This is a genomic window from Vibrio sp. OY15 (genome assembly GCF_000742455.1).
Lineage (GTDB): Bacteria > Pseudomonadota > Gammaproteobacteria > Enterobacterales > Vibrionaceae > Vibrio > Vibrio alginolyticus.
In genome coordinates this window covers 66214-86128 of sequence record NZ_JPIL01000001.1, presented here as the reverse complement: position 1 = coordinate 86128, position 19915 = coordinate 66214, and the positions used below count along the sequence as shown (strand labels likewise).

Below are 19915 nucleotides of genomic sequence, written 5' to 3'. Positions count from 1 at the left end.
AACCTAGGGTTAATAAGTGATATCAACCCTGACTCCATCATCAAAATATAAAATACGAACTTCATCCCCTCGACTAAATAACATATTTTTATCAACATCTTGGATGACATTAATTAGCTTATCACCCTTCACTTTGATGAGTAGCTCAACTAACTTATATTCAACCGTGTATTGGTAATTACTTTGGTTTTGAGCAACTGCGGCACCTGCAAGCGCACCCACTGCCGTCGCGACTTCTCTTCCCGTACCGCCACCAAATTGATTACCGACTAAACCACCGATAGTGGCACCAAGTAGTGTCTTCCAACCGTTACTTTTCGATTGAACAACCTCTTGTTGAGTAATATAACGGACAGAGTCAATCTTCCCGTAAACTACTTCATTAACTGGCTTGGCAACATTTCTTTCATAGGCTGCGTTGGCGACAAGTGGTAAAAACAGTATGATCCCAAGCCATACTTTTACGATATTTCTTAACCAGGTCATCATAAACTCCTCTGACTCCAATGTTGGTAACGACTTCTTATGGCTATTTATTTAACTGAACTCGATGAAACGTTCAACTTCCCCTCACCCTATAAAGCACTCAGCGACCCCAATGGTTTGCTGGCTTTTGGTGGTGACTTAAACCCCATGAGAATCCTCAATGGTTACTATCAAGGCATTTTCCCTTGGTATGGTCCTGGTGAACCTATTTTATGGTGGAGCCCTTCTCCGCGCGCTGTGTTTGACCCATTGCAGTTTAAGCCATCTAAAAGTCTCAAAAAATTTCAGCGTAAACATAACTATAAAGTAACACTCAATTTCGCGACAGAAGAAGTGATTAGACTATGTTCTTCAACACGCCCTGCAGAGGAAACATGGCTCAACGAGGAAATGCAAGCTTCCTACATTGAGTTAGCCAAACTTGGTTACTGTCACTCTGTAGAAGTATGGCATGACAACAACCTGATTGGCGGACTATATGGCATCTGCGTGGGCCAACTTTTTTGCGGGGAGTCGATGTTTAGCCTAAAAGATAACGCATCCAAAATTGCATTGTGGTACTTATGCAACCATTTGGCGTCAAAGCAAGGTCAATTAATCGATTGCCAAGTTATGAATTCTCACTTGGCATCACTTGGCGCATTTGAACTTGAGCGTGACGAATTTATGCAAAAACTACTATCTTTAAGAGAAAAGCAAACACTATTTGATGCCTATCAGCCCCAAGTTTTGCAGGATTCAGTATGAGTACGGATATACAACATATTCGAATAGGGTTGACGAATAATCACCCTTGTAGTTATTTGCCTGAACGGCAAGAGCGGGTTGCGGTGGCGCTTGATGAAAGGCTGCATACTGAAGAAAATTACCAGTTGCTCATGGCTAACGGTTTTCGTCGTAGCGGAGATACCATATATAAACCGCATTGCGAGCATTGCACCGCTTGCCAGCCAATTCGAGTCTCGATTCCAGACGTTAGACTATCAAAAAGTCAGAAGAGGCTGCTTAATAAAGCACAGTCTTTACGCTGGGAAATGAAACCTGAAATGGATGAGGAATGGTTTGAGCTTTACAGTCGGTACATCTGCAAACGGCATAAAAACGGCACTATGTACCCACCAAAGCGTGATGAGTTTGCTCGATTTGCTCAAACTAGCTGGCTGACAACGTCGTTTTTACACATTTACGATGAATCAGATCAATTGCTCGCCATTGCGGTGACAGATTTGATGCCACAATGCTCGAGTGCTTTTTATACTTTCTTTGACCCTGACTACGAGTTATCTCTTGGCACGTTAGCAGTGCTTTATCAAATTAAATACTGCCAAGAAAACAAACAACAGTGGCTATATTTGGGATATCAGATTGATGAGTGCCCAGCAATGAGCTACAAAACACGCTTTCAACGCCACCAAAGGCTAGTAAATCAGCGTTGGCGAGGGTAGAATACGCCTCAACTTTACATAATTACTATTTAGCGGCAGAATATAGCCCGCTAATATTGCCTAATTTCTAAAGAGGATTAAATGGCTAAAGAAGACGTAATCGAGATGCAAGGCACTGTCCTTGACACTCTACCAAACACTATGTTCCGTGTTGAACTTGAAAACGGTCACGTTGTGACTGCTCACATCTCTGGCAAGATGCGTAAGAACTACATCCGTATCCTAACGGGTGACAAAGTAACTGTAGAGATGACTCCATACGACCTGTCAAAAGGCCGCATCGTCTTCCGCGCTCGTTAATCTCTGATTTTCGGATGCAATAAAAAACGGAGCAAGCTGCTCCGTTTTTTATTGCACAATTTTTTCCGATTTAGTTCAGATAAAAAAGCGCACGATCTTCTCGTGCGCTTTTGCGTTTGTTACCGACTAACGATTAATGCATCGCTGTCTCTTTCTCACTTAAGTATTCAAACTCAAGCGTATCGTTGACCAGCGTTACTTTCACTGTACCGCCGTCAACTAAAGATCCAAACAACAGTTCGTTAGCCAAAGGCTTCTTAAGCTGTTCTTGGATAACACGCCCCATTGGGCGAGCCCCCATAGCTTTGTCATAACCTTTATGTGCTAACCAATGGCGAGCGTCTTGCGATACTTCCATTGAAACGCCTCTCGCATCAAGTTGCACTTGCAGTTCAACAATGAACTTATCAACCACTTGATGGATAACGCTTTCATCAAGGCTGTTAAACCAGATGATGTTATCAAGACGGTTACGGAACTCAGGAGTAAACACCTTCTTAATTTCCGCCATTGCATCGTGACTGTTGTCTTGTTGAATCAAACCAATTGATTTCTTCTCGGTTTCCGCCACACCTGCGTTAGTTGTCATAACAAGAATGACATTACGGAAGTCTGCTTTGCGACCATTGTTGTCCGTTAGCGTACCGTTATCCATGACTTGCAACAACAGGTTAAAGATATCAGGGTGCGCTTTTTCAATCTCATCAAGTAATACGACCGAGTGTGGATGCTTAATAACAGCATCGGTTAGCAAACCACCTTGGTCATAACCGACATAACCAGGAGGCGCACCAATTAAGCGACTTACGGAGTGACGCTCACCATACTCAGACATATCAAAACGAAGTAGCTCGATACCTAGAAGCTTAGATAACTGCACCGTCACCTCTGTTTTACCAACCCCTGTTGGGCCTGCAAACAAGAATGAACCAACAGGTTTGTTGTCTACACCTAAACCTGCACGTGTCAGCTTGATCGCCTCGGACAATGCATCAATCGCATTATCTTGACCGAATACCAACATCTTCATTTTGCTATCTAAGTTTTTCAAAATGTCTTTATCTGAAGAAGAAACCGACTTCTCTGGAATTCGCGCCATTTTGGCAACCATTGATTCGATATCAGCCACTCCGACCGTTTTTTTACGACGGCTTGCAGGAGCAAGACGACTACGAGCACCAGCTTCATCAATGACATCAATGGCCTTATCTGGTAGATGGCGTTCATTAATGTATTTAGCCGACAGTTCTACCGCGGCACGCAGTGCTTTATTGGTATAACGTACTTCATGGTGAGCTTCGTACTTCGGCTTCAAGCCCATCAAGATTTTAGTTGTATCATCCAATGAGGGCTCTACAACGTCTATCTTTTGGAAGCGGCGAGACAACGCACGCTCTTTCTCGAAAATGTTGCTGTATTCTTGGTATGTCGTCGAACCAATACAACGCAACTTACCGCTACTTAAAAGAGGCTTAATAAGATTTGCTGCATCGACTTGACCACCAGATGCCGCGCCTGCACCGATGATGGTATGTATTTCATCGATGAACAAAATGGCATCTTCTTCTTTTTCAAGTTGTTTCAAAATCGCCTTGAAGCGCTTTTCAAAATCACCGCGGTATTTGGTACCAGCGAGCAAAGAGCCAATATCTAGTGAATAAATCACGCTGTTTTGAATAACCTCAGGGACCTGCCCTTCGACAATTCTCCATGCAAGACCTTCCGCTATGGCTGTTTTACCAACCCCTGCCTCACCCACTAGTAGTGGATTATTCTTGCGGCGTCGACAAAGTACCTGAATAGTGCGCTCTAACTCTTTATCACGTCCAATGAGTGGGTCGATGTTTCCATCTTTAGCGACTTGATTAAGATTCGTCGCAAAGCTTTCTAAGCGTTCTTCAGAATTAGGCTCTTCAACACTTTCTGAGCTAAACGAGTCTGATGATGAATCCTCACCTGCACCTGATGCTTTAGTAATACCGTGGGAGATGAAGTTAACAATATCTAATCGGGAGATGTCATTTTTCTTCAGAAGGTAAGCGGCATGCGACTCTTGCTCACTGAAGATAGCAACAAGCACGTTGGCGCCTGTTACTTCATTACGACCAGACGACTGTACATGAAAGACGGCGCGTTGTAGTACACGTTGAAAACTCAAAGTCGGCTGCGTTTCACGCGTCTCATCACTATCTGGGATAAGAGGCGTAGTTTGATCGATGAAAATATCGAGTTCGTTGCGTAAAGCGTCAAGATCCGCCTTACAAGCTAGAAGGGCTTCCTTAGCTGCATCATTTTCCAACAATGCAAGTAGGAGGTGTTCGACAGTCATAAACTCGTGGCGTTTATCTCGCGCCCGAGCAAATGCACCGTTAAGGCTTGACTCTAGTTCTTTATTTAGCATAAGTACCTCCCGAAAAAACAACTGGGGTTGTTCGAGCAAGTCTTCTTTGTTTACGCTTGCTCCATAGTGCAAAGTAGCGGATGTTCATTTTCCCTTGCGTACATCGTAACTTGCGCTACTTTTGTCTCGGCAATTTCTGCGCTGTATGTGCCGCAGATTGCCTTTCCTTCATAGTGGACCTGAAGCATGATTTGAGTTGCTTTATCAATATCATGTGAGAAAAATCGCTCAAGCACCTCTATGACGAAATCCATAGGTGTATAGTCATCATTATTGAGCACGACATTGTACAGCTTAGGTGGCTGGACTTTCGTACTTTCTCGCTCCAGAAGATCAGAGTCCGGAGTGACCCATTCAAAATTTTTACTCATGGCAATCTAAAGATATCGTATCAAAGGGTTGATGTTTTCGACCTATAAAAACAATCTACCACAAGCATGCAGCGCGGTGTAGTGAGTTATGGCACCGAATTCGATCTTTGATCGATAAAAGTTGCTACCTAATATAGAGACTAATGCACGTCTTGATACGGCGCAAATAAAAGATGCTTGTCGATAAGTTACACATTTTTTCTTATAAAAGAACTTTCTATTTATTGCTCTCGGACTATTGCAAACCACCCCATCATCTTCTATCTGGATCACACTTCCTCATTGAGAATACGGTAATTATCACGAAAACTTCATTTTTTATTCAGTCAGAGGATTCTTCTCCCATAAGCAACACGGACAGTATGGCTTTTTCAGTATGAGCCACTTCATAGGCAAATTGACTAAACTTCTGCGTATATACGAAAAACTGTTTGCAAATTTGTTAATCTCAAAAGTGATTTGTTTTCAATTATGTTTCTGTTTGTTGCTCACTGCTATTGACTGTCGAAATTCATTGACTACAGTGGAAAGTGTCGATGCATAAATCATCATTTTGAAACCTCTCTTCTTTAAGTGGTTTGATGAATGTGACTTATCATTGATTTGACGTTTGTTGGCATTCGCTGACAATGGTAGTACCAAGTTAAAGGTATAACTTGGTTGCAGTAACAACATCAGTAAAAAATGCATGAGGGATGTAAAGCATGGCTACAGGTACAGTAAAGTGGTTTAACAATGCCAAAGGATTTGGGTTTATTTGTTCAGATGAAGAAGAGGGAGATATCTTTGCCCACTACTCAACTATCCAGATGGACGGTTATCGTACACTGAAAGCAGGCCAACAAGTCTCTTACGAGATTGAAAAAGGTCCCAAAGGCTGTCACGCGAGTAGCGTCGTGCCTCTTGAAGGCCAAGCCAAATAATTAGAGCGCTGTCGAAATATAAAAATATTGCTCTCGAAACGCCACGTTGATGTTTTGAAGAGAAAAATAAACCCGCCAAGATAGCGGGTTTCTTACTATTTAGAGCACGCGTTACAAAAGGAACACTTACAACGCACTTACAGGATAGGAAACACGTCGAAAACGACGTGTTTTTACACTAACTTACTTGTTAATGATTGCGTTAAAGGTTTCGCTTGGACGCATCAATTTAGAAACCAATGCATCGTCTAGTAAGTAGTAACCTCCTAGCTCACCTTTCACGCCTTGCGCATTATTTAGCTCAGCAACGATCGTTTCTTCCTGCTCTGACAGCGCTTTTGCAATTGGTGCAAATTCAGCAGCAAGATCCGCATCATCCGTTTGCTCTGAAAGCGCTTTCGCCCAGTAAAGTGCGAGATAGAAGTGGCTTCCACGGTTATCTAGCTCACCCACTTTGCGTGACGGAGATTTGTTGGTGTCTAAAAACTCACCGGTCGCTTTATCTAGTGTATCTGCGAGAACCTGAGCCTTAGGATTGTTTGTCGCTACACTTAAATGCTCTAACGAAGCTGCAAGCGCTAGGAACTCGCCCAAAGAATCCCAACGAAGGTGATTCTCTTTTTCTACTTGTTGAACGTGCTTAGGAGCAGAACCACCAGCGCCTGTTTCAAATAGACCACCACCATTCATCAATGGAACAATAGATAGCATCTTAGCAGACGTACCTAACTCTAGAATTGGGAACAAGTCTGTTAGGTAGTCACGAAGAACATTACCTGTAACAGAGATAGTATCTAGGCCCGCTTTCATACGCTCTAGTGAGTACTTACAAGCTTCAACAGGAGATAGGATCTTAATCTCTAGACCGTCAGTATCGTGATCTGGTAGGTAGGCGTTTACTTTCTTGATGAGCTCAGCATCGTGCGCGCGGTTTTCATCTAGCCAGAATACAGCTGGAACACCTGTTGCACGTGCGCGAGTCACTGCTAGTTTAACCCAATCTTGGATTGGTGCGTCTTTAACCTGACACATACGGAAGATATCACCTTCTTCAACCGCTTGCTCTAACAGTACGTTACCTGAAGCATCAACAACGCGAACAGTACCCGCAGCGTCTAGAATGAATGTCTTGTCGTGAGAACCATACTCTTCAGCTTTCTGAGCCATTAGACCAACGTTAGGTACGCTACCCATAGTGGTTGGATCAAATGCGCCGTGCTCTTTACAGAAATCAATAACCGCTTGGTAAATACCTGCGTAGCTACGATCTGGAATCATCGCTTTGGTGTCTTTTTGTTTACCATCTGGTCCCCACATTTGACCCGAAGAGCGAAGCATTGCTGGCATAGAAGCATCTACAATAATGTCACTTGGTACATGTAAGTTTGTGATACCACGATCAGAGTCAACCATCGCAAGTTCTGGTTGAGTTTGGTAAACCGCTTGAATGGCCGCTTCAATTTCTGCTTTTTGCGCTTCAGGTAGAGACTCAATTTTTGAGTAAACATCACCGATGCCATTGTTTACATCAACGCCTAGCTCTTCAAACAGCTTACCGTACTTATCGAAAACGTCTTTGTAGTAAACTTTTACGGCATGGCCGAAAATGACAGGGTCAGAAACTTTCATCATCGTCGCTTTCATATGAAGAGACAGCAGCACGTCTTGTGCTTTCGCTTCAGCAATCTCTTTCTCGAAAAATTCAACCAACGCCTTCTTCTTCATTACTGAAGTATCAATGACTTCTTTATCTAGTAATGGGAACGCAGACTTAAGCTCTTTAACTGTACCATCATTACCGACAAACTCGATTTTGACCTCTGTTGCACCAGAGATAGTTGTAGACTTTTCGCTACCAAAGAAGTCATTGTCTGACATGCTCGCAACATGAGACTTAGATTCTGCTGACCATGCACCCATTGAGTGTGGGTTTTTCTTCGCGTAGTTCTTAACCGAAGTCGGAGCACGACGGTCTGAGTTACCTTCACGAAGTACTGGGTTAACCGCACTACCTTTGATTTTGTCGTAAGCCGCTTTAATCGCTTTCTCTTCGTACGTGCTCGGCTCTTCTGGGTAGTTTGGTAAATCGTAACCTTTCGCCTGAAGCTCTTTAATCGCCGCTTTAAGCTGAGGAACTGAAGCTGAAATGTTAGGTAGCTTGATGATATTTGCTTCTGGAGTTTGAGCTAGTTCACCAAGCTCAGTCAACGCATCGCCAATGCGCTGTTCTTCTTTTAGATGCTCTGGGAAGTTAGCGATAATTCGACCTGCTAGTGAAATATCACGAGTATCTACATTGATGCCAGACGATGCTGTGAATGATTGAATGATTGGTAGTAATGAATAAGTTGCTAGCGCCGGCGCTTCATCAGTGATGGTGTAGATAATTGTAGGTTTTTCTGTAGGCATGAAATTTCCCTATTTTTTAATCAACTTGTTGGCTGATCAACTCAGCGTCTGAGTTGGTTTAATTGACGCATTGCTGCACGTTAGCAGTACATGTCTCCTCACTAACGCCACATGCGGTTCGCACTCTTTGTTGTAGTTTGAAGCTCTAAGCTCTGAATCCATGAGTGCACTGATATAATTAAACAAATAACACGAATTAGTCTATCATTCTGTGCGCGTTTGTTAGTTTTAGGCGCGCAAATCATATCCGATCATGAGAAAACTTAAAACTTTCAAACACAGTTCATTTACATTTTTGCAGGGTAGTTAACATGTCATCTCGTACAGGTCAGGAAAAAGGTCGCAGTCGTAACCAGTCTAAAACGGGCCATTTTAAACACTCAGGAGCTCGCAATGGCTCGAAGACTCGTACTCAGCAAGACCGCCGCCCTAATCGCCCAACAAAAAGCCAAAAGCCAAAAGTGGCCCCTAAAGATCGTAAAGTCATTATTTTCAATAAGCCTTACGATACGCTCAGTCAATTTACCGATGGCGATGGTCGCAAAACGTTAGCGGACTATATCCCAATCAAAAATGTCTATGCGGCTGGCCGATTGGACCGAGACAGCGAAGGTTTGATGGTACTCACTAACGATGGCATCTTGCAGGCGAAGCTAACGCAGCCAAAGTCAAAATCGCCGAAGACTTATTGGGTTCAAGTTGATGGCGCTCCTCAGGAGCAAGATCTTGAAAAATTGAGAAAGGGAGTAGAGCTAAAAGATGGTATGACTCTACCAGCCGAAGTTGAAGTTATTCCAGAACCACAAGTCTGGGACAGAACGCCTCCGGTCCGTTTTCGCGCAAATATCCCTACCACTTGGTTAGCCATTACCATTATTGAAGGAAGAAATCGTCAGGTGCGTCGCATGACTGCGCACATTGGCTTCCCTACTTTGCGCCTCATTCGTCATTCGATGGGTGATATCGTCCTTAACGACCTAATGCCTGGTGAATGGAGAGAAATCTCTCTCTAACAAGCAGAAAAGATAAAAGCAGGCTTAAAGCCTGCTTTTTAGATTCATACTTTTTCAGTTAAGCCCTATCTAATGAACTAAGGGATTACTGCTCAGCAAGCCAGTTTTTAAAGGCCTCTTTTTCCGCCGGAGACGCTTTCTGGTACATCGTCTTTAATACATCAACCATTGGGCTGTCGTTTGATGCGGCTGTTGAACGGGTATCACTAGTCTCAACTAGAGGCTCGATATCACTTACTGATTGTTGATGCTGATTCACAGTTACATAACTAACGGCAACACTCGCGATACCGCCAGCAATATTGTAGTTGCGAGATTCTTGAGGGTAATTACGACCAATTTGAACACCATCTGACTCTAATACATCTTCGACCAAAGCAATAGGTTGGCCTTTGGTATCCAGTAATTGCCAATTTAGAGGCGAGATGTTGTTTTGCGCTTGGCGAAGAGTTTTAAACTCTGGCAGTTCAAACGTTAGCTTTTCGTTTTCAGCATCAAATTTAGCAACGATTACATCACTGTAAACCGTCTTAAGGTTTTCGTTAATTTCGAATGTAGGTTGATATTTGAAGACAATTTGATTCGTTCCGTCAGGTAGTTCGATTGTCTTCTCACTAGAAAAAAGACCACCTTCTAGATCTGGCTTCTCCATGTTGACGGCCAATAACTTCACGTCTTCTGGAACCACTAAAGTCGTTGCAGCGTAGAGGTTTGTACTGGCAAAAATAGACAGTGCCATTGCCACTTTTAATGATAACTGCATAGAATTTTTCATCCTTATCTTCATAGTAAAAGACCCAGCATATAGCTGGGTCTTACAATATCAAACTGGGTATTGATTACCAGTAGAAACGAGCACCAACACCGAAGTTAGTTGCGTCGTCTGTGTCTTTGTTGTCGAAGTCAGTACCTTCGAAAGTGTAACCCGCTTCTGCGAATACACGTGCCCATTTAGAGAACTTGTATTCAACACCAGCGTAGAACCAAGAAGAGTCTGCGTCTACTTTACCTGCTTCGTCAGTAGACTGAGCTAGGTACTCGTAACCAGAGTATAGAGTTGTTTTAGGAGCAACAGCGAACATACCAGCTACAACGATGTAGTGTGAATCAACTGTTGATTTACCTAGCTTATCTTCGTTTTCGTTGTAGTAGTACGTAGCACCTAGAGTGTGCTCGTTTAGTGCGTACTCAGCAGTTACTTCAAAAGATAGGTTTTCGTTATCAGTACGCTCTGTGTGAGAAACTGTTTGCTCTACACCATTAAGAACTAGTTTTTTCTCTTTAGTTACGTTGATGTCGTTGTTCGCAGTAAGTACACCAGCGTGTAGAGATAGGTCGTTGAAAGATTTACCAACGAATACTTCTAGTACTTCTTCGTTAGAATCTTTTTCGCCTAGCGCGTAACCAGCTTTTAGCCAGAACGCGTCATTTTCGTAAGCGTATTTGATTTGAGAATCGTTGTTCCAAGCGTGACCGTATGCAGTTTCCGCTGCGTTACCACCGAAGAAGTAAGAGTAATCTGCGAAGTATACGTCATCAGCCCAAGTACCTTCTTTACCGAAGCGAAGAGTACCCATATCACCCATATCAAAACCGATGATGTGGCGACGTACGTATACAGAGTCATCTGTACGCTCGCTTGAATCAGCACCTGCGTCGTAGTTGTCACCTAGAGCAACACCGATTTCAACTTCACCCAGAACTTTTAGGCTTTCGTCAACAACGTAAACCGCGTTCACACCAGTACGAGAAGAGCTAGTGTTTAGCTCTGCTGTGTGATCAGTTTTTTCTGTGAATAGAAGAGTTGGACGTAGCTGACCGTAGAAATCTACAGAACCTTCTTCAGATTTGAATACTTCAGCTGCGTTCACTGAAGTTGCAGACGCAACTACAGCTAGTGCTAATAGAGTTTTTTTCATAATTAATCCACTGCCTTTTCTTAGTTCGGGATATCCTTGTCCGGTTCCCTTTTTTTATATGTTTGAGGTAGAGCGTTAACAAAACGTTATACAGCACCTCCTCAAAATCTGGAGCTAAGAGTGCAAAAGATTATTCTGGCTGTCAAATTTTCTAAATACCAATGTAAAAAAAACAAAATACCATTATAAAACAACAACTTGATAAGTTTACCTTTATTTATTCGACGAACATCTAACCAATCTCCATTATTATTTGTAATTTACAAAATTATTAACAAATGGTTTTTTAATCCAATAAGTAAATTTAAAAAAACAAAAAAAAGAATAAAAACCCACAAATCAGACCAAGTTGGAGTTTTATATTTTTCATATAATGAAATTAATTTCATTAAGATAAGGTTCAATATTTTTTTGTGAAGGAGATCTACATTCCTTATAAAAGCATTCCGTTTTGTGAACTACTGTACAACTAGTGATGTGTGCTACTATTCGCCTCCAACGCATTTGAGGCCCGTATGCTGACCAGTAACATTCAAAAATCGATTCGTAATAGCTATCAAAACCTTCAAGATCAACTTGATAACTTTGTGCCTAGAAGAGCACAAAACTACCTTGTTGCAGAGATTGCAAAAACGCTGTGCGGTCAGTATCACAAATCTAACCGAATACTCGTTGCAGAAGCAGGGACTGGAATTGGTAAATCGCTCTCCTATCTAATGGCGACCATTCCCGTGGCTGTACATAACAATAGAAAAGTGGTTATCTCAACGGCGACCGTCGCTCTGCAAGAGCAGCTCATAAATAAAGACCTCCCTCTTTTTCGTCGGATTACCGACCGAGAGTTTTCTTTTATTTTGGCAAAAGGCCGTCAACGCTATTGTTGTGCAGAAAAGCTCGCTACTGCTAGCGGTGCTGATGGTGGCCAGTTAGCCATGTTTGAAACCAAACCTAAGCAAAAAGATATAGAGCTGTTAGAAACAATGCATCGCTCTCTTGCGCAAGGTAAATGGGACGGTGACCGTGATTCTTGGCCTAAACCCATCGACGATAAGCTTTGGCAACTGATTGTCAGTGATAAACACAGTTGCAATAACAGTTTACCAGGCCACCGCGGCTGCCCATTCCAAAAAGCGCGCTCAGAGTTGGATAAAAACGATGTCATCATTGCTAACCACTCTCTCGTCATGGCAGACGCAGATTTAGGTGGCGGCGTGATTTTACCTGAGCCAGAAAATACGATATACGTCTTCGACGAGGCACATCACTTACCTCACGTCGCTCGTGACCATGCTTCAGCATCTGCGAGTTTAAAAGGTGCGGCAGCATGGCTTGAGAAGTTAAATCAGTCGATTAGTAAGTTTTCATCACTCGCAGACGAGAAACGCGTAGCTCGATTTCGCAACGACCTTCAAGACGCGGTTCAGAACTTGATACCGGCACTGACTCAATTGCCCAAACAGTTCGACCCAGCTCAATTTGAAGAGGGTATCTACCGCTTCGAACACGGTGAACTACCTGAGTGGCTAGAGAACCAATCCAAAGAACTAAAACAGTTCAGTAAAAAAGCAAATCAGAGCGTGGCAAAAATTGCCGACCTTATTGCGGAAAGAGTAAAAGACGGGGAGCTTGCGACAAGGTTGGCTGAACCAGCGCTTGCAGAGCTCGGTTTCTACATTCAAAGGTTAGAAAACCTAGCGCAAGTATGGCATTTAATGGCTGAACCAACTCGTGAAAAAGGTGCGCCTTTAGCTCGCTGGTTAGAAACCCACCCCGATCGCGAGGGTGATTTCATTGTGAGTGTTTCGCCACTTGAAATTGGATGGCAACTCGACCAACAGATTTGGAGCAGATGTATTGGCGCCATTTTGGTTTCCGCAACGATGCGTGCATTAAACTCTTTCCATTACTTTTGCCATCAGGTTGGTATTGATGGAAAACCAGAATCAGGCACTCAGTTTTTAGCGCTTGCGTCACCATTCGATTACCAAAACCAGGCAGAATTGCTCATCCCTGCGATGAAATATGAACCACCAGCGCCTCAATTTACTGAATATCTTATCGAGATATTGCCTAAGTACTTGGAAGACAAGAAAGCCAACTTAGTATTATTCTCATCCTATTGGCAGATGAACCAAGTCGCGAAGGCACTCTCTTCGGAGTTCATAAAAAAAGGCTGGGCGTTGCAAGTTCAAGGTGAAAGCTCACGTCAAGAAATTCTAAAAAAACATAAAAAGTTAATAGAATCAAATAAAACCAGCGTCTTATTTGGTACTGGCAGTTTCTCTGAGGGGCTAGACTTACCTGGCGAATTACTTGAAAACTTGGTGATTACAAAAATTCCATTTGGCGTTCCAACCTCCCCTGTTGAGCAGGCTCATTCCGAATACATTGAGAAAAAAGGAGGAAACCCGTTTATGCAAATAACTGTACCAGACGCAAGCAAAAAGCTGATCCAGAGCGTAGGTCGCTTACTGCGTAAAGAGAGAGATTCTGGTAGAGTAACGATTCTTGATCGACGCCTAGTCACTAAGCGATACGGACAAGCCTTAATCGACTCACTACCTCCATTTAAACGTAAAATAGAATATTAGAAGAATCACCATTTATGGAAATGATTGAGCCAACCATGCTGTTGGTGTTGGCGCTTGTCGCTTTTGTCGCTGGATTTATTGATGCAGTTGCCGGTGGTGGTGGCATGCTTACCGTACCTGCTCTACTGTCGCTGGGCTTGCCGCCTCATATTGCACTAGGCACCAATAAACTTGCCGCTACCTTTGCTTCTTCTACTGCGGCATTTACGTACTACAAAAAACGTCTATTCAAGCCTCAATGCTGGCGGCGTGCATTCGTGGCGACACTCTTCGGAGCGACATTAGGTACGCTATTTGTAGATGCGATTAGTACGGATTGGCTGGAAAAAGGATTGCCGCTTGTTATTTTGGCGGCAGCGTTGTATACCGTTTTTCATAAAACGCCCCACTCTGCTCATCAAAGTCCAATACCCGAGCCTTGCCCAAAACTTCATAAAAAACAGTACATGCAAGGCTTATCCATAGGATTCTACGACGGACTCGCAGGGCCTGGAACTGGGGCTTTTTGGACAGTAAGTTCAATGGCGCTATACCGACTGAATATCTTGCTCGCCTCTGGCTTAGCAAAAGCAATGAACTTTACCAGTAACTTTACCTCTTTGATCACTTTTGCATTCCTCGGACACATCAACTGGGTGCTAGGCTTAACAATGGGAGTATGTTTAATGGCTGGTGCTTTTGTTGGCGCGCACTCCGCTATTAGATTTGGTTCTAAATTCATTCGTCCTGTATTTGTTACTGTCGTCAGCATACTAGCCATTAAATTGGCTTATGACGCATGGTTTGTAGGTTTGTCATGAACATTTCTCAACTCCAGGAAAATCTAGAACAAATGGCGAAGCAAGCCGCTGTTCTTGACCGTCAAAGAGGCGAACATCATGTTCCGCTTTTTGATGAGCGTTTATTTGGTTGCCGCTCTCGCTTACTTACTCCTTGCGTAAAAGAAGCAAAAGCCACGCTGGATGCGATTGTGCGTGAGCAAAATGAAGGTAAGCTCACCGCTTTGCGTGCTGAGTACCTCACTGAACGGTTAGTGGCGCAAATCGGTGCAATTCAACGCGAGATTTCTACCACTAAAATTCGTAAGAATGAAATCAAACATAGCAGCTATTTCCGCAAGCCTATCAACGTGCTTTATCAGGAACTCGCTCAACACCAAGAGTGGGCAAGACGCTTGCGCGAGATGGTGTTAGAAAAAGAACGTGCTGTCGAAAGCGCTCCGAGTTTTATGCGTGCCGACGCTCAAAAAGTATTACTAGCAACCGAGCAACGTTTAGCGCGTTGTGAAGCAGCACTTCTTAAGCTAGAGAACCAAATTACACATAGGGAAAAACATCAATAATGGCTGATCAACCAACCTCGCCTTTAGATGACGCACCTGAAGAGATCAAACTGGCTGTCGATTTAATCTATTTGCTTGAGAGCAATGAGATAGATCCAGAAGTTGCGCTTAACGCTTTAAAGATCGTGCAAAACGACTTAGAAAACAAATTAAAAGCAAAGTAGCTCAGAGCGTTTCACTCCTTTCACCGAGACTCGTTTTCAGTGCTCTTACACAATGATACTATTCATACAAAAGTACGCCCCAAAAAGGATAAATAATGAAAGTAATCAGCTTTAACATCAATGGACTACGTGCGCGACTGCACCAACTCCAAGCGCTAATCGACAAACACCAACCTGATGTGATTGGTCTTCAGGAAATTAAAGTTCACGATGAAGCATTCCCGATTGAAGCTGTCGAAGCCATGGGCTACAAAGTGTATTTTCATGGTCAAAAAGCACATTACGGCGTAGCAATGCTTTGTAAGCAAGAGCCTCTACACGTACAAAAAGGGTTCCCGACGGATAACGAGGAACATCAAAAGCGCATGATCATGGCAACGTTTTTAAATGAAAACGGCGAAAAGGTCACTGTGCTAAACGGCTATTTCCCTCAAGGGGATAACATCAGCCACGAAACCAAATTCCCATACAAGCGCCAATTCTATAAAGATCTGATGACCTACCTAAACGATCATCACAATAACGACGAGCAATTGATTGTTATGGGTGACATCAACATCAGCCCTATTGATGCAGATATCGGTATCGGCGAGCCAAACCGTAAACGTTGGCTAAAAACAGGTAAATGTTCATTCCAACCTGAAGAGCGCGAATGGTTGAAAACCTTACTAGACTGGGGCTTTGTGGACACCTTCCGTAAGCTATACCCAGAGGTGAACGATCAATTTTCGTGGTTTGACTACCGTTCTCGCGGTTTTGATGATAACCGTGGCCTACGAATTGATGTCATTTTGGCAACCCCTTCTCTAGCGGAAAAGTGTATTGAATCTGGTATCGACTATGAGCTTCGTGGTATCGAGAAGCCTTCAGATCACGCACCAATCTGGTCGACATTTAAGTAATTTATTGCAAAGCTATAAGCGAGACTCAACGCTAAGCTTAGTCCAATAAAAAGGGAGACTCAGTCTCCCTTTTTCATACAAATTACTATTTAATCACTGATTCAGCGGCCAAACCGTTTGACCATCAATAGTTATCGGTGTTTGAGCAAATTCGTTCAGACAGTAGCCGGTATTGCTGCTTGCAAAGTAAGTGAGCGGCATCGGCGGTAGATTCAGCGCCATAACCTGCTGTTTCGCTTTTTCTGTGAACGAGAAGCCCCACATATCTAAATAGCTCGTCATGTCTCGCTGAGAGATGTAGCTCAGAGCAATAAGCAACCAGTCGTTGTTTGAGATGCTATTTGCTTCTTCCCGAGAGTAGTTGGCGAAACCAATACTCAATCGTCTCTCATCCCAAAGCGCATCGTCCGATTTTAAGCGGTTAAACTCACGTTCAATCAGGTGCAAGCGCGCCAATAAATGCCAACCATTTTTAAGCACACCTTCATGCTGCGCCGCCATCATCATTTGAATGTAAACACGAGCGCCCCAACTCCAACTGGTTTGATTTTGCGCAGCCATGTATGCGTTTGGATCCGCTTGAGTTCGGCTAGCTTGCAATAATTCAAACTGGCCTTTGAAATCCAAGCTTTGGCAAGTTGAAACTTTCCCCGTATTCTGGAAGAAACGAGACTTACTATAATACGAGTAGTAATTGGTCGTTGAATGCCCTTCCCAGCCTGAAAATCGGAATCGACCTTTTTCTAAACCATGGCCAAGCTCATGTAAATCACCGTGACCGAGTGGGCTGAATGACCAATAAGCATCGTAAGGGTTACCCGAACAACCATAACCACACGTCGCTTGGTCGGCGTTCATGTGCTTCACTATATCAATATTGGCGATTTCCCAACCTTGGTTTTGGGCGTATTGAATAATTTCAGGCACTTCATCTATGCCCGGCCCTTGGAAACCTCCCAGCACATGCGGGTAGTTGTGAACATATTCTTCTGTTGCAAGCGCCATTTCCGAAGGGGTAGACCACATTTCATCGTTGACCGACTCCAACATTTTGTCGCGCTTTGAGTGTACTTCAAACCCAGGAGTGATCAGCTCAGCCCAATCGAATAAATTGGCTTCTAACTGTTGAATAAAAGCGTCGTTGTCCTTCTCACTTCTCCAAACTGGATGCTGTGCCACATGATTAAATTTCAGTTCAACCGGAACATCATTTTTGTCAAAGTGAACCTGTACTGGACCACCATAAGGAGAAGTCAGCGTGATGGTTTCACCCGGCTTCACTTCATAGCCGAATGAAGTCAGCAGTTTTGGTCGCGTGTATCCATCTTTGCTGAACTCATGAGTTGCACCACTTCTTAAAGTGTTGATGACAATCTTAGTCGCCACATCATTGCTGTCATTACGTTTAACCGTAAAGGTTTCCCCAGGAAGCGCATACACACCAGCCGAACGGAAGTTACGCTTTGATTCCATATTAATCGTTGCACTGATTCTCTTTATGTCAGGGCTAAACTCACTACGGCTGAAGTTCCCCATATTTGGTTGTTTTGGGTTTACGCTTCGGCTGTTGTATTGCACGTAATCGGCAAAGTACGACTTTAGGAATTCGGTCGCTTGGGTTGATTGTTTGTCCATCGGGAAGACAACCGTTTGACGATAATGATCAGCCAGCAATACCATGAGTTTTTCGTATTGGTAGCCGTTTTGATTAAACAAATCTACTTTTTGTTCATCAAGCTTTTGCAACCAATGGCGAATGCTGTTTGCCCCTGCATAAAATTGACTGTCCATATTCGCAGTGTCAGGGCAGGATTTGTCATCACACTTTGACAAGTCAACGTTGAAATTTTGAGATTCAAAACGAGACAACAGCGCTTGTTGTGTGATGACAGAGTCCGGCACAACGTTCATCAACGATGAAGGTTCCCAGTCGACCAAGCCTAACTTACGCCAATAGTTATCTCCCACATAATCAACATGGAATCTTCCCAAAATGTCTTGGCCAAGATCAGTTAGTCCTCCATCCCAATGCAGGTATAGAACAGGAATTTGGGCTTGCTCAGCGTATTCCAAAGCTTCGAGTACTGGTTTGTTGGTATCTCCAGATTGCAGATGCTGTGACAAGATCAATAAGTTTGGAATATTGGTTTGCAAGCAGCTAAGTAGCTTCGAACCATCGCATAGGTTGGCCTCGTTAAACGCCAACTCTTGTGAAACATTGTCTTTCAGCCAATTCCGAGTCGCTTGCTCATCCGGAAAGTAATAAGACTGGTCCATTTGCGCGATGACGACGTTTGAAGTAACTCCGCCCGACAACCAAGTGACCAGATTACTTAACCATTTCGTCATCGCTGCGTTGGAAGAGTCGGGAAAACGTTGTGCCGTTCTAAATGGGTTACTCCCTAATAGTGCGTAACGTTGACCATTAGACTTTTCCCCGGCAACGCCAATTGACATAGCTTGATCTTTGTAACCGCTTACCATGGCCTTATTGGTCATCAAGATGGTGTCGTTGAAGCCATACTTAGGTGCCAAGATCGCGGCATCATGGGTTGGATCCCAATAAAGACCTGAAAGGTTTTTCGCAATTGCAGATTTGATCGTATTCGACTGCATCTTGTGAGCTTCCACAACCTGACGACTTTCACGAATGAAATCGCTCGGGTCAGAAACGAGCAGTGCATTACCAGTTTCAAGAGCTTGTTGAACTGGAGCTGGCGTTGGTTTTACTTGAGCATTAGGTTGTGATTCTCCCTCTCCCCCACCACATCCTGTGGCTAAGGCGGCAATGCCCAACGATAGAATTGTTTTTTTCATTTTTACTTACTAAACAATGAGTTTACCGAATGTTAATGTAAGTTAATGAATAATAAGAAAGAGTCTTTTACATCGGCTGGAAAAATAGGAATGAAGATAACAAAATTATCAAAAGCAATAGCACCCATTCCGGTGCTATTGCCTCTATTGATAATTAGCTTAAAGGACGCAGATAAGCTAAGAAACGCTTCTCTGCCACTTTGAAACACCACAAGATCATAAACGTCAGTGCCATGTAGAACAGCCCCGCCGTCAGGAAAGACTCAAATGGTGCATAGTAGCGCGAGTTAACTAGACGCGCAGCACCAGTTAAATCCATGATGGTAACGATGCCCGCGACTGCACTTCCGTGCAGCATAAATATGACCTCGTTTGAATAAGCTGGTAATGCTCGACGCAATGCACTCGGCAAGATAATACGTCTGTATGTCATAAACTTACTCATGCCATAGGCTTTCGCAGCTTCCACCTCACCTTTCGGCAAACCATTAATCGCACCACGAATAATTTCTGCGGTGTAAGCCGATGTATTCAGAATAAAAGCGACCAAAGCACAGAACCAAGCGTTCTCCCACAAGGTATCTTTCACAGGGAAAAACTGATCCATGCCGTAGTAAATCAAATACAGCTGAACCAATAGCGGCGTTCCACGGAAAAAGTAAATGAATCCCCAAGAAGGTAAGCTTAGAGCGTAATTGGTACTATTGCGTGCCACGGCTAATGGGATAGAGACACACAAGCCAATAACCAACGCTAATCCCACTAACCAAACTGTTGTCCAAAGTCCCTGAAGATAAGTTGGAAAGCTTTCAATAATCAAAGAAAAGTCCAT

At 43.4% G+C, this 19915-nt stretch carries 18 protein-coding genes; 10 read left to right on the top strand and 8 right to left on the bottom strand.

Annotation, left to right across the window (positions count from 1 at the left end):
* Window positions 1-9: 9 nt before the first annotated feature.
* Window positions 10-486 carry a glycine zipper 2TM domain-containing protein gene (locus IJ23_RS00355; RefSeq protein ID WP_005378348.1) on the bottom strand — a complete coding sequence of 159 codons (477 nt, stop codon included), beginning with the start codon at window positions 484-486 and terminating at the stop codon, window positions 10-12.
* 39 nt (window positions 487-525) lie between these two features.
* Here IJ23_RS00355 and aat point away from each other — a divergent pair, with 39 nt between their 5' ends.
* The 3 genes from aat to infA all read left to right on the top strand — a co-directional run bounded on the left by aat (window position 526) and on the right by infA (window position 2231).
* A complete protein-coding gene (gene aat, locus IJ23_RS00350; RefSeq protein ID WP_033905049.1) occupies window positions 526-1233 on the top strand; it encodes a leucyl/phenylalanyl-tRNA--protein transferase in 708 nt (235 codons plus the stop codon).
* Complete coding sequence (locus tag IJ23_RS00345) at window positions 1230-1931, top strand: arginyltransferase (RefSeq protein ID WP_005378346.1); 702 nt, start codon at window positions 1230-1232, stop codon at window positions 1929-1931. Before aat ends, IJ23_RS00345 begins: the two co-directional genes overlap by 4 nt.
* 81 nt (window positions 1932-2012) lie before the next feature.
* Window positions 2013-2231, top strand: a complete 219-nt coding sequence (gene infA, locus IJ23_RS00340; protein ID WP_001040192.1) for a translation initiation factor IF-1 — start codon at window positions 2013-2015, stop codon at window positions 2229-2231.
* 133 nt (window positions 2232-2364) lie between these two features.
* On the opposite strand, the gene clpA is transcribed toward infA, so the two are convergent.
* Both clpA and clpS read right to left on the bottom strand, forming a co-directional pair.
* Complete coding sequence (gene clpA / locus IJ23_RS00335; protein WP_005387879.1) at window positions 2365-4632, bottom strand: ATP-dependent Clp protease ATP-binding subunit ClpA; 2268 nt, start codon at window positions 4630-4632, stop codon at window positions 2365-2367.
* Window positions 4633-4682: 50 nt separating this feature from the next.
* Window positions 4683-5003 (bottom strand): ATP-dependent Clp protease adapter ClpS, encoded by a 321-nt coding sequence (clpS, locus tag IJ23_RS00330; RefSeq protein ID WP_005378419.1) that lies wholly within the window; start codon window positions 5001-5003, stop codon window positions 4683-4685.
* Between the two features lie 704 nt (window positions 5004-5707).
* Here clpS and cspD point away from each other — a divergent pair.
* Window positions 5708-5926: a cold shock domain-containing protein CspD gene (cspD, locus tag IJ23_RS00325; RefSeq protein ID WP_005378407.1), complete on the top strand. Its 219-nt coding sequence runs from the start codon at window positions 5708-5710 to the stop codon at window positions 5924-5926.
* Window positions 5927-6109: 183 nt separating this feature from the next.
* Here cspD and IJ23_RS00320 read toward each other — a convergent pair whose 3' ends face one another.
* Window positions 6110-8335: an NADP-dependent isocitrate dehydrogenase gene (locus IJ23_RS00320; protein ID WP_005378404.1), complete on the bottom strand. Its 2226-nt coding sequence runs from the start codon at window positions 8333-8335 to the stop codon at window positions 6110-6112.
* A gap of 311 nt (window positions 8336-8646) precedes the next feature.
* Between IJ23_RS00320 and IJ23_RS00315 the strand changes: the two genes are divergently transcribed.
* Window positions 8647-9348 carry a pseudouridine synthase gene (locus IJ23_RS00315; protein WP_005387874.1) on the top strand — a complete coding sequence of 234 codons (702 nt, stop codon included), beginning with the start codon at window positions 8647-8649 and terminating at the stop codon, window positions 9346-9348.
* Between the two features lie 85 nt (window positions 9349-9433).
* Here the strand turns inward: IJ23_RS00315 and IJ23_RS00310 are convergent, their stop codons facing one another.
* Together IJ23_RS00310 and IJ23_RS00305 are read right to left on the bottom strand one after the other, a co-directional pair.
* Window positions 9434-10111 carry a DUF2057 family protein gene (locus IJ23_RS00310; RefSeq protein WP_025766923.1) on the bottom strand — a complete coding sequence of 226 codons (678 nt, stop codon included), beginning with the start codon at window positions 10109-10111 and terminating at the stop codon, window positions 9434-9436.
* A gap of 76 nt (window positions 10112-10187) precedes the next feature.
* Window positions 10188-11267 carry a porin gene (locus IJ23_RS00305; protein WP_005378424.1) on the bottom strand — a complete coding sequence of 360 codons (1080 nt, stop codon included), beginning with the start codon at window positions 11265-11267 and terminating at the stop codon, window positions 10188-10190.
* 515 nt (window positions 11268-11782) lie between these two features.
* Here IJ23_RS00305 and dinG point away from each other — a divergent pair.
* From dinG to xthA, 5 genes are all read left to right on the top strand, one after another.
* On the top strand, window positions 11783-13858 hold the full coding sequence (gene dinG, locus IJ23_RS00300) for an ATP-dependent DNA helicase DinG (RefSeq protein WP_017634733.1): 2076 nt from the start codon (window positions 11783-11785) through the stop codon (window positions 13856-13858).
* Window positions 13859-13872: 14 nt separating this feature from the next.
* On the top strand, window positions 13873-14658 hold the full coding sequence (locus tag IJ23_RS00295) for a sulfite exporter TauE/SafE family protein (RefSeq protein WP_005378430.1): 786 nt from the start codon (window positions 13873-13875) through the stop codon (window positions 14656-14658).
* Window positions 14655-15200 (top strand): primosomal replication protein, encoded by a 546-nt coding sequence (locus IJ23_RS00290; protein WP_033905048.1) that lies wholly within the window; start codon window positions 14655-14657, stop codon window positions 15198-15200. Before IJ23_RS00295 ends, IJ23_RS00290 begins: the two co-directional genes overlap by 4 nt.
* The gene (rsmS, locus tag IJ23_RS00285) at window positions 15200-15364 is read left to right on the top strand and encodes a pleiotropic regulatory protein RsmS (RefSeq protein WP_005378432.1); all 165 of its coding nucleotides are present in this window, start codon (window positions 15200-15202) and stop codon (window positions 15362-15364) included. The genes IJ23_RS00290 and rsmS overlap by 1 nt, the downstream gene beginning before the upstream one ends.
* Window positions 15365-15459: 95 nt before the next feature.
* Window positions 15460-16266, top strand: a complete 807-nt coding sequence (xthA, locus tag IJ23_RS00280) for an exodeoxyribonuclease III (protein WP_005378433.1) — start codon at window positions 15460-15462, stop codon at window positions 16264-16266.
* A gap of 93 nt (window positions 16267-16359) precedes the next feature.
* Here the strand turns inward: xthA and IJ23_RS00275 are convergent, their stop codons facing one another.
* Both IJ23_RS00275 and IJ23_RS00270 read right to left on the bottom strand, forming a co-directional pair.
* Complete coding sequence (locus IJ23_RS00275; RefSeq protein WP_033905047.1) at window positions 16360-19083, bottom strand: ImpA family metalloprotease; 2724 nt, start codon at window positions 19081-19083, stop codon at window positions 16360-16362.
* A gap of 154 nt (window positions 19084-19237) precedes the next feature.
* Window positions 19238-19915: an ABC transporter permease gene (locus IJ23_RS00270; RefSeq protein WP_005378435.1), complete on the bottom strand. Its 678-nt coding sequence runs from the start codon at window positions 19913-19915 to the stop codon at window positions 19238-19240.

Bases quoted from the DNA above. Each gene is read 5' to 3' on its own strand.
- IJ23_RS00355 (WP_005378348.1), bottom strand. From the start codon at position 486: ATGACCTGGTTAAGAAATATCGTAAAAGTATGGCTTGGGATCATACTG.
- aat (WP_033905049.1), top strand. From the start codon at position 526: ATGGCTATTTATTTAACTGAACTCGATGAAACGTTCAACTTCCCCTCA.
- IJ23_RS00345 (WP_005378346.1), top strand. From the start codon at position 1,230: ATGAGTACGGATATACAACATATTCGAATAGGGTTGACGAATAATCAC.
- infA (WP_001040192.1), top strand. From the start codon at position 2,013: ATGGCTAAAGAAGACGTAATCGAGATGCAAGGCACTGTCCTTGACACT.
- clpA (WP_005387879.1), bottom strand. From the start codon at position 4,632: ATGCTAAATAAAGAACTAGAGTCAAGCCTTAACGGTGCATTTGCTCGG.
- clpS (WP_005378419.1), bottom strand. From the start codon at position 5,003: ATGAGTAAAAATTTTGAATGGGTCACTCCGGACTCTGATCTTCTGGAG.
- cspD (WP_005378407.1), top strand. From the start codon at position 5,708: ATGGCTACAGGTACAGTAAAGTGGTTTAACAATGCCAAAGGATTTGGG.
- IJ23_RS00320 (WP_005378404.1), bottom strand. From the start codon at position 8,335: ATGCCTACAGAAAAACCTACAATTATCTACACCATCACTGATGAAGCG.
- IJ23_RS00315 (WP_005387874.1), top strand. From the start codon at position 8,647: ATGTCATCTCGTACAGGTCAGGAAAAAGGTCGCAGTCGTAACCAGTCT.
- IJ23_RS00310 (WP_025766923.1), bottom strand. From the start codon at position 10,111: ATGCAGTTATCATTAAAAGTGGCAATGGCACTGTCTATTTTTGCCAGT.
- IJ23_RS00305 (WP_005378424.1), bottom strand. From the start codon at position 11,267: ATGAAAAAAACTCTATTAGCACTAGCTGTAGTTGCGTCTGCAACTTCA.
- dinG (WP_017634733.1), top strand. From the start codon at position 11,783: ATGCTGACCAGTAACATTCAAAAATCGATTCGTAATAGCTATCAAAAC.
- IJ23_RS00295 (WP_005378430.1), top strand. From the start codon at position 13,873: ATGGAAATGATTGAGCCAACCATGCTGTTGGTGTTGGCGCTTGTCGCT.
- IJ23_RS00290 (WP_033905048.1), top strand. From the start codon at position 14,655: ATGAACATTTCTCAACTCCAGGAAAATCTAGAACAAATGGCGAAGCAA.
- rsmS (WP_005378432.1), top strand. From the start codon at position 15,200: ATGGCTGATCAACCAACCTCGCCTTTAGATGACGCACCTGAAGAGATC.
- xthA (WP_005378433.1), top strand. From the start codon at position 15,460: ATGAAAGTAATCAGCTTTAACATCAATGGACTACGTGCGCGACTGCAC.
- IJ23_RS00275 (WP_033905047.1), bottom strand. From the start codon at position 19,083: ATGAAAAAAACAATTCTATCGTTGGGCATTGCCGCCTTAGCCACAGGA.
- IJ23_RS00270 (WP_005378435.1), bottom strand. From the start codon at position 19,915: ATGGACTTTTCTTTGATTATTGAAAGCTTTCCAACTTATCTTCAGGGA.